Here is a 13,405-nt window from a genome sequence, read left to right on the forward strand (position 1 = left end):
GGAGCTAATCCCCGGCCGGCTCGTCGAGCAGGACGACCGCGGGCGCTCCCAACACCGCCAGTAGCTGTTGCTCCACGGCGGCGCGCGCGCCGTCATCGCCCTTGGCGGACGACCCGGCTCCGCCGTACCCATCCGGCACCGTCACGCAGAACACATCGGCTGCCGTCGACCCGAACGTGTTGACCTTCGCCCACACGATGTCCGCTCCGGCGAGCTCTAGCGCCCGGGCCAAGAGAGCGAGCAAGCCAATGCGATCCATGGCGCGGACTTCGACCACAAGCTGATCCGGTGCGGCGCTGTCGAGCCACAGGATGCGCGGCGGGGCGGTCGAACGTGTGACGGGCACACCCGCCTGCACCTCCCCGGCCTGGGCCGACGCCGAACCGGCGGCATCGCTGTGGCGCTTCTCCAACGTGCCGAGGACGTCGATGTCACCCGCGAGGGCGCCGACAAACTGCTGACGCAGCAGGTCCGCCGCGGGCGGGGAACCGAAAATCGGTGACACCACGAATTCGGTGATCGCGACACCTTCGTGAATGTTGACCGCCGCCGAATGGACCCGCAGGGAGTTCAGCGCCAGCACGGCGGCGGCCTTCGACACCAATCCCCGTTCGTCCGGCGCAACCATCACGGCGTCGATGCGCTCGCCGTCGCCAGGCTCGATCACCAGATGCACTCCGCGGTCGGCAGCCAGCGAAAGATAGTGGGGCGCAATCGGTTCGGCTTGCGGCAGCGGCTCACCGGCCATCAGAATCCGACAGCGCCGCACCAGGTCCTGGATCAGGGAGGCCTTCCAGTCGCTCCACACGCCGGGTCCGGTGGCCTTCGAGTCCGCCTCCGACAGGGCGTGCAGCACTTCGAGCAATTGCGGATCCCCACCCAGGGCCTCGCACACCGCCTCGATGGTCTTCGGGTCCTTCAGGTCGCTTCGGGTCGCCGTTATGGGCAGCAGGAGGTGATGGCGGACGAGCTTGGAGAGGGTCTCAATGTCGGGGGGCGAGAGCCCCAGCCTCCTGCCGATGGGGATAGCCAACTCGGCCCCGAGCATGCTGTGATCGGTGCCCCGCCCCTTGCCGACGTCGTGCAGCAGCGCGCCAAGCGCAAGCAAGTCGGGCCGCGCCACACGGGTGGTCAGCGGGGCAGCCTGCACGGCGGTCTCGACCACGTGACGGTCCACGGTCCACTTGTGCGCGACGTCGCGCGGCGGAAGGTCGCGGATGGGCTCCCATTCGGGCAACAGCCGACCCCAGAGGCCGGTGCGGTCGAGGGCTTCGATCGTGGCCACCGCGGTGGGGCCGGCGGAAAGCACGACCAGCAGATCGTCCAATGCCTCGCGCGGCCAAGGAATCGGTAGGTCGGGGACGCTATTGGCCAAATGACTCAGCGTGGCGGCGCCGATGGGCAATCCGGTGTCAGCCGACGCGGCGGCCACTCGTAGCACCAGGCCGGGGTCGTGCTCGGGTTGCGCCTCGCGGGCAAGCACAATTTCTCCGGCATACTCGACGACGCCCTCGTCCAGGGGGCGCCGCTTCGGCCGCCGCCGCAAGGCCGCGATGCCGCGCCGCGGCAACGCGTTGGCGGCGGTCCGCAGCCCGGTTTCGGCGTAGTAACTGATCGTGCGGGCCGCGTTTGACAGCATGCGCGCCAAGGCAAATCGGTCCCCCACACCCAACGCCGCGCTGATCTCGTCGGCGAACTGGGCCAGCAGCTGATCGCGTCCGCGGCCCGACACCCGGTGCAGCTCGGTGCGCACGTCGAGCAGTGTCAGATACGCGGCGTCCAGTGAACCCTCCGGCATGTCCGGGTGGCCCATCCCGCGGCGGTCGATGAGCTGAGCGATCGCCAGCGCGTTCAGCAATTGGACGTCGCGAAGGCCGCCGCGACCCGACTTGAGGTCGGGCTCGGCCCGGTGCGCGACGCGGCCCAAACGCAGCCAGCGGGCGTGCGTCATTTCGACGAGCTCGTCCATCCGGGACCGAATTCCACCGCGCCACTGCCGCCGAACGCCGTCGATCAACTCCGCCGACAACCGCTGTTCGCCGGCGATGTGGCGTGCCTCCAGCATGCCCAGGGCGGCCGTCATGTCGGAACCGGCGATGCCCACCGCCTCACCGACCGTCCGCACGCTGTGGTCAAGCCGAATGTTGGCGTCCCACAACGGATACCACAGCCGATCGGCGACCTTCCTCAGCACATCGGGCGGCCTGCCGTCATGCACCAGCATCAGGTCCAGGTCCGAGTAGGGCAGCAGCTCACGGCGGCCCAACCCGCCGATTCCGACGACGGCAAAGCCACTGGTGTCGGTAATCCCGATCTCGGCCGCCTTGGCGACCAGCCAGGACTCGTGCAAATCCAGCAACGCCTGCCGCAGCTCGGCCGCATTCAGCGCGTGGTGGTCCCCGGACAACAGCCTTCGCCGCGCAGCAGCCAAATTGACTGCCGCACAAGCACTTTCCGCTTCGCAGATCCCCAGTCGAGATACCCCGGACGGGTCGGGTCGGCTTGGTTTCATACCGTCGGCGCCCGTCCAGGCTGAATCAGCAATGAGCGTTTAGCCTCATAACGCATCGTGTCCGCGTTCACCGGTGCGTACCCGCACAATGGTTTCCACAGGGCTCACCCACACTTTGCCGTCGCCGATCTTGCCGGTGCGCGCCGCCCGCACGATGCTGTCCACGACCTTGTCGACGATGGAATCGTCGACGACTACTTCGATCCGTACCTTCGGCACGAAATCGACCGAGTATTCGGCGCCGCGATAAACCTCGGTGTGGCCCTTCTGCCGCCCGTAGCCCTGGACTTCGCTGACGGTCATCCCCAAGACACCCGCGTCTTCGAGGCTTGTCTTGACGTCGTCGAGCGTGAACGGCTTGATGATCGCGGTAATCAACTTCATTTCCGCTCTGCCTCCACTCTCTCGCCCACTAGCTCCTCCTGGCCGTTACGGATGCCCTCCAGGCTGCCCGGACGGGGAACCCCCGAAGCGGTGAGTACGGCGAAATCGTAGCCGGTCTCGGCGTGCTCGGCCTCATCGATACCCGAGACTTCTTCCTCGGCGCCCAGCCGCAGCCCGATGGTGTATTTCAGGATCAAAGCCAGGACCAGGGTGACCAGACCAGAATAGAAGAGAACGCTGAACGCGCCGATGGCTTGCCGTTCCAGTTGGGCCCAACCGCCGCCGTAGAACAACCCCTTTGATACCCCGGCCACGCCACTGATCGCCGGGCTTTCCGGGGCGGCAAGCAGACCCACCAGCAGCGTGCCCGCCAGACCACCGAACAGGTGCACCCCGACCACGTCGAGCGAGTCGTCGAAGCCGAGCTTGAATTTCAGCCCACACGCCAGCGCGCACACCACACCGGCCACCAAACCGACCACCAAGGCGCCCAGGGCGTTCACCGATGAGCAGGACGGTGTGATGGCGACCAGCCCGGCGACGATGCCCGACGCCGCGCCCAGCGTCGTGGCCTTGCCGTCGCGGATACGTTCGGTGAGCATCCAGCCGAGCATCGCCGTGGCCGTCGCGATCGTGGTGGTCATGAAGGTCGACCCGGCGGCACCGTTGGCGCTGGTGGCCGATCCGGCGTTGAACCCGTACCAGCCGAACCACAGCAATCCCGCGCCGAGCATCACAAACGGCAGGTTGTGCGGGCGAAACAGCGTCGTGGGCCAGCCGCGGCGCTTGCCGAGAACGATCGCCAGCATGAGGCCGGCCACACCGGAGTTGATGTGGACCGCGGTCCCGCCGGCGAAGTCGATCGCGTGCAGCTTGTTGGCGATCCAGCCGCCGTGCGCGGACGCGAACTTGTCAAACGCGAATACCCAGTGCGCCACCGGGAAGTACACGAACGTCGCCCACAGCCCGGCGAACAACAGCCAGGCGCCGAACTTCAATCGGTCGGCCACGGCCCCCGAGATCAGCGCGACCGTGATGATCGCGAACATCAGCTGGAATGCCACAAACACGGTCGCGGGCAACGTGCCGGCCAGCGGGATGTTCGTCGCCGCGGTCCCCGTGCTCGGGTCGGCGGCGACGGCGTTGACACCGATGAGGCCCTTCAGGCCCCAGTATTCGGTTGGCCTGCCCATGACGTTGCCGACGTCGTCGCCGAATGCGATCGAGTAACCGTAGAGCACCCACAGCACCGTCACCACGCCCATAGCGCTGATGCTCATCATGAGCATGTTGAGCACGCTCCTGACGCGCACCATGCCGCCGTAGAAGAACGCCAGACCCGGCGTCATCAGCAGCACAAGCGCGGAACTGGCCAACATCCAGGCGGTATCGCCGGCGTTGGGCTGGCCCAGTATCGGGTATTGGTCCACTCGCTATCACCTCCGGTCGCCCCTGAACTGGCCGTCAGACATGCGCCTGATGACCTAATCTGTGAACCTTGCGCAATGGTTGTTGCGGCAATGGGGCCGAAATGTTTCGGCAGGATTAACGTCACACTCGCCGGGTAAGGACTCTCAGCCGAGCAGGGCGTCGACGAAAGCGGCGGGTTCGAACGGCGCCAGATCGTCGGGACCTTCGCCGAGTCCGACCAGTTTCACCGGGACCCCGAGTTCCTGCTGTACGCGGAAAACGATGCCGCCCTTGGCCGTTCCGTCGAGCTTGGTCAACACCGCGCCGGTGATGTCGACGACGTCGGCGAAAACACGGGCCTGCGCCAGCCCGTTTTGCCCGATCGTGGCGTCGAGCACCAACAGCACCTCGTCGACGGCGGCGCGCCGGGTCACCACGCGCTTGACTTTATCGAGTTCGTCCATCAGCCCGACCTTGGTGTGCAGCCGGCCGGCGGTGTCGATGAGGACCACGTCGGCGCCGGCGGCAATACCCTTGTCGACGGCATCGAACGCCACCGCTGCCGGATCGGCGCCTTCGGCGCCGCGCACCACCTCCGCGCCCACCCGCGCCGCCCAGGTCTGCAGTTGATCGGCCGCCGCGGCCCGGAAGGTGTCGGCCGCGCCGAGAACGACGCGCCGGCCGTCGGCCACCAATACCCGCGCCAACTTGCCGACCGTGGTGGTCTTTCCGGTGCCGTTGACACCCACGACCAGCAGCACCGACGGGTGGTCGGCGTGCGGCAGGGCGCGGATCGAGCGGTCCATGCCGGGGTGCAGCTCCTTGATCAGCACGTCACGCAGCACAGCCCGGGCGTCGGCCTCGTTACGAACGTTGCCGCTGGCCAGCCGGCTGCGCAGCTCCGACATCACCGACGCGGTCGCCACCGGGCCCAGGTCGGCGACCAGCAGGGTGTCTTCGACGTCTTGCCAGGAGTCCTCGTCCAGGTCGCCGCCGCCGATCAGCCCCAGCATGCTGCGCCCGAACGCGTTCTGCGACTTGGCGAGGCGTCCGCGCAACCGCTCCAGCCGGCCCGAGGGCGGCGAGATGGCCTCCGTTTGTGGAGCTTCGGGGACCTGTGGCCCCGACTCGACCGTCGGCGCGCCCGGGCGGGCGATGGTCTCGGGTTCGGGAAGGTGGACATCGGCGATCGTGCGCCGCGGCGCATCGCGAGGGACGGTCGCGTCGTCGCCCACGGCGGGCAGACCGCTGGTGTCGATCCGGTCGGCGGGCTCGACCGTCGGCGTCCGACTAAACGCGATCCCGGACGACGCGGTGTAACCGCCCGAGCGGTCAACGGTTTCGGGTTCGGGCCGGGCCGACAGACTGATGCGCCGCTGGCGGTAGAGCACCAGGCCCAGGGTCAGCGCGGCGACGACGACCAGGGCGGCGATGACCGCTATGGCGATCCACAGACCTTCTGACACGCCGATAATCCTTCCAAGGTTTCAGGGTTCCAGCGGCCGAGCTAGGCGGTGCTAGTAACCAGCTGATCCACCTGCTGACCGCGCATCCGCTGCGAGATCACCGCGCTGATGCCGTCGTTGCCCATGGTCACGCCGTAGAGCGCGTCGGCCACTTCCATCGTCGGTTTCTGGTGCGTGATGATGACGATCTGCGACTGGTCGCGAAGCTGCTCGAATAGGCCGATCAAACGGCCCAGGTTAACGTCGTCCAGCGCGGCCTCCACCTCGTCCATGATGTAGAAGGGCGACGGGCGTGCGCGGAAGATCGCCACCAGCATCGCTACCGCGGTCAGCGCCTTCTCACCGCCGGAGAGCAACGACAGCCGGGTGACTTTCTTGCCGGGCGGGCGCGCCTCGACCTCGATTCCGGTGGTGAGCATGTCGTCGGGGTCGGTGAGCCGCAGCCGACCTTCGCCGCCCGGGAACAGCGAGCCGAACACCCCGCGGAATTCGCGCTCCACGTCGGCGAAAGCGTCGGTGAACACCTGCAAAATGCGGGCATCCACGTCGGCGACGACGCCGAGCAGATCCTTGCGGGCAGCCTTGACATCCTCGAGTTGGGTGGCCAGGAAGTTGTAGCGCTCCTCCAGCGCAGCAAACTCCTCGAGCGCCAACGGATTGACCCTGCCCAATTCGGCCAGCTCGCGCTCGGCGCGTTTGGCCCGACGCTCCTGGGTAGCGCGGTCGAAAGGCATCGGCGCGGGCGCGGTCACCTGTTCGCCGCGCTCGCGGGCTTGCTCGAATTCCGCGATTTCCAGGTCGGTCGGCGGCAGCGCGACATGTGGCCCGTACTCGGCGATCAAATCGGCCGGGGTCATTCCGAATTGCTCGAGCACCATTTGCTCAACCTGTTCGATGCGCAGCGCCGCCTGGGCATTGGCCACCTCGTCGCGGTGCAGCGAATCGGTGAGCACGGCCACTCGGGCGCTCAGCGCGTTCGTCTCGTCGCGGACCGTGGCCATCGCCACCGTACGCCGATCGCGCTCGGCGGCCAGGGCGTCGCGATGTTGCGACGCCGCATCAACCGCCCGGTTCAACCGCCAGGCGAGCAGCCGCCCGCAATCGGCGACCGTCGCGGCCACCGCGGCCGCGTGCAGTCGCGCGGCACGCGCTTGCTCGGCCCGCAGCCGCGCCTCACGTTCGGCCGCGGCCGCGCGGCGCAGCGAATCCGCGCGCCCGCGAACCGCATTGGCGCGTTCCTCCGCGGTCCGCACCGCCAGCCGGGCCTCCACCTCGACGCCTCGGGCACTTTCGGCGGCGGCGGCGATTGCCTGGCGATCGACGGGTTCGACGGCCTGCACCTGCTGGGTCTCTTGGGCGTTGCGCAGCCGGGTCTCGAGCTCAACGACCTCCTCGACGGTTTGCGCGCGCCCGGTTTCCAGTTCCTCGCGCTGTTGCAGCAGCCTGTTCCAGTCTTCTTCGGCCGCACGCGCCTCCTGCCCGAGCCGGCCCAGCTGCTCGTACATCGCCGAGATCGCCGTGTCCGATTCGTTGAGCGCGGCCAACGCCTGCTCGGCCGCGTCCTGACGGGCCGACTGCTCGGTCAATGCCCCGGACAACGCCGCGCTCAGTCGCGCCACCTGCGCCTCGGCCGCCGCCAGCTCGCTGCCGGCCTTGTCGATTTCGGAGGTGATTTCCAGCGTGGACAGCTTGCGGTCGGAACCGCCGCTCATCCAGCCGGCGCCCACCAGATCACCGTCGACCGTGACCGCACGCAACTGCGGGCGAATCGCGATCAGACGTAGCGCTTCGGTCAGGTCGTTGACCACCGCGACCCCCGAGAGCATCGCGATCATCGCGCCGCGCAGTCGCGGCGGCGCTTCGACCAAGTCGAGCGCCCACAAGGCGGCGCCGGGGAGCGCGGGCGCCGGGTCTTCTCGTGCCGGCCAGTCGCCCAAGACGATGGCCGCGCGGCCCCCGTCGGCCTCCTTGAGCGCGGTGACCGCGCGATGGGCGGCGCTCAGGTCGTCGGCGGCCAGCGCGTCGGCCGCCGACCCGAGCACCGCCGCCAGCGCGGCCTCATAGCCCGGGCACACTTTCACCAACTTCGCGATCGGTCCGAAAAGCCCTGCGCCACTGTGATTCCGGGCGAGCCACGCAGCGCCGTCCTTACGCTCGAGCCCTACCGAGAGCGCATCGATGCGGGCTCGCAGCGACGCCACGTGGCGCTCGGCGTCGCGTTCGGCGGACTGCAGTTCGGCGACGCGTTGGTCGGCCAGCCGCAGCGCGGCCACCGTGCGCTCGTGCTGCTCGTCCAGGCCGACCTCGCCCTGATCCAGTTCAACGACGCGGCCCTGCGCGGTTTCGAACTCCGCTCGGCTCTGCTGCGCCCGGGCGGCGGCCACCTCGATGCGCTCGGACAACCGCGCGATGCTGTCATCGATCGACTCGACGCGCGCGCGCATGGTCTCCACCTGACCGGCCAGCCGCGCCAGGCCCTCACGACGGTCCGCCTCCGCGCGCACCGCCGCCAGATGGGCGCGGTCGGCCTCGGCGGCCTGACGCTCGCGGTCGGCCAGCTCGGCCCGGGCGGCATCGAGCCGGCTGCGGGCGGCGGCGAGCTCCTCCAGCAGCCGCTGCTCGGTGACCGCGACCCGCTCGGCCTCGGCCTCCAGCTCCTCGGGTTTTGTGGGGTCGCGGTCGCTGACCGCTACCGGCTCGACATCGAGATGGTGGGCGCGTTCGGTGGCGATGCGCACCGTCGCACCCACCCGTTCGGCCAGAGCGGACAGCCCGAACCAGGTGTGCTGGACCGACTCGGCCCGGGTGGACAGCTCGGCCAGGGCCGCCTCATGGGCCGTCAGCTCCTCGGAGGCCACCGCGAGGCGGGCGGCGGCCTCGTCATGCTCGCGGCGCATCGTGAACTCGGCCTCGAAGATCGCCTCCCGCTCCGTTCGCCGGCTGACCAGGTCGTCGGCGGCTAGCCGCAGCCGGGCGTCGCGCAGATCGGCCTGGATGGTCGCCGCGCGTCGGGCCACCTCGGCTTGCCGGCCCAACGGCTTGAGCTGGCGCCGCAGCTCGGTGGTCAGATCGCTGAGCCGGGCCAGGTTCGCCGACATCGCGTCGAGCTTGCGGAGCGCCTTTTCTTTGCGCTTGCGATGCTTGAGCACGCCCGCGGCTTCCTCGATGAACGCTCGCCGGTCCTCGGGCCGCGACTGCAGGATCTCCTCCAGCTTGCCCTGCCCGACGATCACATGCATCTCGCGGCCGATGCCGGAGTCGCTCAGTAGCTCCTGGACATCCATCAAACGGCAACTGCTGCCGTTGATTTCGTATTCGCTGGCGCCGTCGCGGAACATCCGCCGCGTGATCGACACCTCGGAATACTCGATCGGCAGTGCGTTGTCGGAGTTGTCGATGGTGACGGTGACTTCGGCGCGGCCCAGCGGGGCGCGCGACGAGGTGCCGGCAAAGATGACGTCTTCCATCTTGCCGCCGCGCAGGGTCTTCGCGCCCTGCTCCCCCATCACCCACGCGATGGCGTCCACCACGTTGGACTTGCCGGATCCATTGGGCCCGACGACGGCGGTGATGCCGGGCTCGAAACGCAGAGTCGTCGGCGACGCGAAGGACTTGAAGCCCTTCAGCGTCAGACTCTTGAGGTACACGGCCTGCCAGATTACCTCTCGCTGAAGCCGACGATCGGCTCCGTCGGCTCCGACCAGTCGGCGACGACCTTGGTTACCCGGCCCGGCGTGGCACCCCCCTGCAGCAGGCGCAGCAATTGCTCGCCGGACTCGCGCGGCCCCTGGGCGACCACCAGCACGCGGCCGTCGGCGTGGTTGGCCGCGTAACCGGTGAGCCCAAGCTCCAACGCCCGCGAGCGGGTCCACCACCGAAAACCGACACCCTGGACCCGTCCGTGCACCCAGGCGGTCAGCCGCACGGGCGCCGGGGAGGGCCCAACATCGGCGACCTCGAAGGTGACGGCGGTGCCGGACTTGAGGGTGCGCCCCACGGTGCAGACCCCATCGACCGCTCGGTCGACAATCACCAGCAGGCGCTCCTTCTCCGCCGCGGACAATCCCGATAGGTCGAGTTCGAGCGTCTCCGCAAGCAGCGGATAGATCTCCCGGTCGCGGTCGGCCGCTCCCGACACCCTGACCACCGCTTGGTAGTCGTCGCCGAGTCGGCGGGCGAGCGGCTGGTCACTGGCCATACCGCTGCACGCTGCGAGCGCGATCTTGAGCAACTCGCCGGGGGTGAATGCCCCCTCGACGTCCTCGGAGCCTATGAGAACCTGCGCACCGCGCGAGCTGTGGCCGGTGTAGCGGCGCGATCCGGTGCGTTCGACCCACAGTTCGGTCATGGCTTCTTTCTTACCGGCGCCGCCACGCTGTCGGCACAACACGTGCTGGCCCGGGGCCGTGGCTGGCACCGCGGGCAGTAGAACGACGAGCGGTTCATGAATTTCTCCCGACGCATCACCGCGCCGCAGCGGCGGCAGTTTTCACCCTCGCGGCCATACGCGTCCAGCGACCGGTCGAAGTACCCCGACTCGCCGTTGACGTTGACATACAGCGAGTCGAACGAAGTCCCACCCTTCGCCAGCGCCTCACGCATCACATCGGCCGCGGCGTCGAGGACCGCGGCCAGCTGCCGACGCGTCAGGGTGGCGGCCACCCGCGCGCCATGCAGGTGGGCCCGCCACAGTGCTTCATCGGCGTAGATGTTGCCGATTCCCGACACCACTCGCTGATCAAGGAGCTGGCGCTTGAGCTCGGAATGCTTGCGCCGCAACACTTTCACAATGGCACCGGCATCGAACCGGGGATCCAGCGGGTCGCGCGCGAGGTGCGCCACGGGCGCCGGCACCACCGTGCCGTCCACGGTCACCAGGTCGGCAAGCAGCCACCCCCCGAAGGTCCGCTGGTCGGCGAAGCTGAGCACGGTCCCGTCGTCGAACAGCGCGGAGATCCGGACGTGGTCCGCGCGCGGCACCGTCCCGAGCAGCATCTGCCCGCTCATGCCCAGATGCACCACCAGCGCGGTGTCTGTCCCATCCAGCGTGAGCCACAGGTACTTGCCGCGCCGACCGGTGCCGGTGACCCGCGCGCCCAGCAACCGAGCCGTCAGGTCGGCGGGCCCGGCTTCGTGGCGGCGCACGGCGCGTGGATGGTGCACCCGCACCGCGGTGATCGTCTTGCCCACCACATGGGCCTGCAAGCCGCGCCGCACCACCTCGACTTCGGGCAGTTCGGGCATCGACCTAAACGGGGGTCTTCCCGGACACGGCGCCGTCCAGCACGTCCAGTTGCTTCCACGCGGCTGCCGCAGCCTTTTGCTCGGCTTCCTTCTTGGAGCGGCCCACGCCGGTCCCGTACTCGGTGTCCATCACGACGACCACCGCGGTGAACTCTTTGTCGTGATCTGGGCCGGTGGAAGTGACCAGGTACGACGGCGCACCCATGCCGCGCGCCGCGGTTAACTCCTGCAAGCTGGTCTTCCAGTCCAGTCCCGCGCCCAACGTGGGCGCGGCGTCCAGCAGCGGACCGAATAACCGCAGGATCACCTCCCGGGCCACATCGATGCCGTGTTGCAGGTAGATCGCGCCCAACAGCGATTCCATACCGTCGGCCAGGATGCTCGACTTGTCGGCTCCACCGGTATTCGCCTCGCCGCGCCCCAGCAACATGTGAATGCCGAGCCCCTCGGGCGACAAGTTCCGCGCGACGTCGGCCAGCGCCTGGGTGTTGACCACGCTGGCCCGCAGTTTGGCCAGGTCCCCTTCCGAACGGTCGGGATGGCGATGGAATAGCTCGTCGGTGATGGTCAATCCGAGGACGGCGTCGCCGAGAAACTCCAAGCGCTCGTTAGTCGGTAGCCCGCCGTGCTCGTAGGCGTAGCTCCGGTGCGTAAGCGCGAGGGCCAGCAGCTCATCGGGCAGCTCGACACCGAGCGCATCGAGCAGGGTTTGCCGTGACGCGGTCACCGCTCACCCCGCGAAGCATCGTTGTCCGGCGCGAGCATGCCGGCCAGCTTGGCCCACCGTGGATCGATCTGTTCGTGGTGATGACCGGGCTCGGAGGCCAACGGTATGCCACATTGTGGGCAAAGCCCCGGGCAATCCGGCCGGCACACAGGCGACAGCGGCAGTTCCAGTCCCACGGCATCGATGATTGCCTGCTCGAGGTCGATCGTCTCGCCGATGACGTGTCCGACCTCGTCCTCTTCGGTGGTCGCCTCGGTGGCGCTGTCGGGGTACGCGAACAATTCGGTCAGGGCAACCTGGACGCGACCGTGGATCACGCTCAGGCAGCGAGAACACTCACCGGTGGTAGGCGCGGCCACGGTTCCGGTCACCAGAACCCCCTCAGACACCGACTCCACCCGCAGATCCAAGTCCAGCGGGGCGCCCCGCTCGATCGCGATCAAGTCCAAACCGATGCGCGAGGGACTGTCCACGGTGTCACGCACCACAAACATGGCGCCTGGGCGACGCCCCAGCCGGGCGATGTCGACCGCCATCGGCGCGGCCGTTTGTCCCTGATGCGCCCGCGTCGTCTGGCTATGCTGCCCGGCCATAGGACAAATCCTACGGCGCCAGCGCGTCCAGGGTCGCTGACCGGCGAACGCGACTATCGCGTCGCGTAGTCGTGAGTTCCGGCCGCCGTGCGCAGCTGGTGGCGGCCGCGTCCGACGGAACGCAGCGTGCCGTTGAGGAATTCCTCGAACTCGGCGAGCTTGTTGTCGACATAGATGTCGCATTCGCCGCGCAGCCGGTCGGCTTCGGCGTGCGCGGTGTCTATGAGGCGGGTGGACTCCGCGTTGGCTGCCTGAACCACCTCGTTCTGCGACACCAGCCGCTGCTGCTCCTTAATGCCCTCTTGCACAGCTTTCTCGTAGGAGATGTTGCCGTTTTCGATCAGCCGGTCACATTCGGCTTGCGCGCGGCTAACGCTGGCCTCGAATTCACGTTTTGCCGAGGCCGCGATGCGCATCGCCTCCTCGCGAGCCTCGCCGACCATCCGCTCGCTGTGCTGGCGGGCCTCGCTCACCATCCGGTCGGCCTGCGCTTTGGCGTCTGACAGGATCCGGTCGGCCTCGGCGCGGGCATGGTTGAGCATCGACTCCGACTCTGTTGTCGCAGACGACACCATTGCGTCGGCATGGGCCTTCGCATCATGGAGCATCGAATCGCGCGCGTCGAGCACATCCTGGGCGTCATCCAGCTCACCGGGGATCGCATCTTTGATGTCGTCAAGCAACTCCAGCACGTCCCCGCGGGGCACCACACAGCCCGCGGTCATCGGCACGCCCCGGGCTTCTTCGACAATGGCGCCCAATTCGTCCAGCGCTTCAAACACTCGGTACACGGCCATACCCTCTCGACATCCGGAAAAATTCCTGTTGTTACCAGTGTGCCTGGTGTTACCTCTGTGACAGTGGTGGTGAGGTGGGTGTGTCGGACATTGGCGCGGCGAGCGCGCAAGCCCAGGTCGCGGCGGCCCCGGCGTCTCGGGTTTGCCAAGCGCGACCTCGACCTGCCGCGGCGACCACGCGCTGGCGACGGCCCGGGCGGCGCACGCGTACCGGGCGCCGGAACGCAACCGGTAGGGTGGCCGGGTGAACGGGCGCACCGATCACAGGAGCT

General features: G+C 68.3%; 10 protein-coding genes and 1 pseudogene. All 11 read right to left on the minus strand.

What is annotated here, in order from left to right; genetic code table 11:
- Positions 1–4: 4 nt before the first annotated feature.
- Positions 5–2,512, minus strand: coding sequence for a [protein-PII] uridylyltransferase (locus tag G6N24_RS13940; RefSeq protein WP_085161655.1), 2,508 nt, complete (start codon positions 2,510–2,512; stop codon positions 5–7).
- 45 nt (positions 2,513–2,557) lie between these two features.
- Positions 2,558–2,896, minus strand: a complete 339-nt coding sequence (gene glnB / locus G6N24_RS13945; RefSeq protein WP_085161656.1) for a nitrogen regulatory protein P-II — start codon at positions 2,894–2,896, stop codon at positions 2,558–2,560.
- Positions 2,893–4,326 carry an ammonium transporter gene (locus G6N24_RS13950; RefSeq protein ID WP_139822472.1) on the minus strand — a complete coding sequence of 478 codons (1,434 nt, stop codon included), beginning with the start codon at positions 4,324–4,326 and terminating at the stop codon, positions 2,893–2,895. The genes glnB and G6N24_RS13950 overlap by 4 nt, the downstream gene beginning before the upstream one ends.
- Before the next feature lie 144 nt (positions 4,327–4,470).
- Positions 4,471–5,772, minus strand: coding sequence for a signal recognition particle-docking protein FtsY (ftsY, locus tag G6N24_RS13955; protein WP_085161657.1), 1,302 nt, complete (start codon positions 5,770–5,772; stop codon positions 4,471–4,473).
- 41 nt (positions 5,773–5,813) lie between these two features.
- Positions 5,814–9,419: a chromosome segregation protein SMC gene (gene smc / locus G6N24_RS13960; RefSeq protein WP_085161658.1), complete on the minus strand. Its 3,606-nt coding sequence runs from the start codon at positions 9,417–9,419 to the stop codon at positions 5,814–5,816.
- Between the two features lie 11 nt (positions 9,420–9,430).
- Positions 9,431–9,697: an acylphosphatase gene (locus G6N24_RS24690; protein ID WP_232070806.1), complete on the minus strand. Its 267-nt coding sequence runs from the start codon at positions 9,695–9,697 to the stop codon at positions 9,431–9,433.
- 15 nt (positions 9,698–9,712) lie between these two features.
- Positions 9,713–10,120: pseudogene (locus G6N24_RS24695) on the minus strand (OsmC family protein); the annotation flags it as partial.
- Positions 10,117–11,016 (minus strand): DNA-formamidopyrimidine glycosylase, encoded by a 900-nt coding sequence (gene mutM, locus G6N24_RS13970; protein WP_085161660.1) that lies wholly within the window; start codon positions 11,014–11,016, stop codon positions 10,117–10,119. The pseudogene G6N24_RS24695 and the gene mutM, both read right to left, overlap by 4 nt.
- Before the next feature lie 4 nt (positions 11,017–11,020).
- Complete coding sequence (gene rnc, locus G6N24_RS13975) at positions 11,021–11,743, minus strand: ribonuclease III (protein ID WP_085161661.1); 723 nt, start codon at positions 11,741–11,743, stop codon at positions 11,021–11,023.
- The gene (locus G6N24_RS13980) at positions 11,740–12,336 is read right to left on the minus strand and encodes a YceD family protein (protein WP_085161662.1); all 597 of its coding nucleotides are present in this window, start codon (positions 12,334–12,336) and stop codon (positions 11,740–11,742) included. The genes rnc and G6N24_RS13980 overlap by 4 nt, the downstream gene beginning before the upstream one ends.
- Positions 12,337–12,389: 53 nt before the next feature.
- Positions 12,390–13,127 carry a cell division protein SepIVA gene (gene sepIVA, locus G6N24_RS13985; protein WP_085161669.1) on the minus strand — a complete coding sequence of 246 codons (738 nt, stop codon included), beginning with the start codon at positions 13,125–13,127 and terminating at the stop codon, positions 12,390–12,392.
- Positions 13,128–13,405: the final 278 nt, after the last annotated feature.

The organism is Mycobacterium lacus (genome assembly GCF_010731535.1).
Lineage (GTDB): Bacteria > Actinomycetota > Actinomycetes > Mycobacteriales > Mycobacteriaceae > Mycobacterium > Mycobacterium lacus.

Bases quoted from the DNA above. Each gene is read 5' to 3' on its own strand.
- G6N24_RS13940 (WP_085161655.1), bottom strand. From the start codon at position 2,512: ATGAAACCAAGCCGACCCGACCCGTCCGGGGTATCTCGACTGGGGATC.
- glnB (WP_085161656.1), bottom strand. From the start codon at position 2,896: ATGAAGTTGATTACCGCGATCATCAAGCCGTTCACGCTCGACGACGTC.
- mutM (WP_085161660.1), bottom strand. From the start codon at position 11,016: ATGCCCGAACTGCCCGAAGTCGAGGTGGTGCGGCGCGGCTTGCAGGCC.
- G6N24_RS13980 (WP_085161662.1), bottom strand. From the start codon at position 12,336: ATGGCCGGGCAGCATAGCCAGACGACGCGGGCGCATCAGGGACAAACG.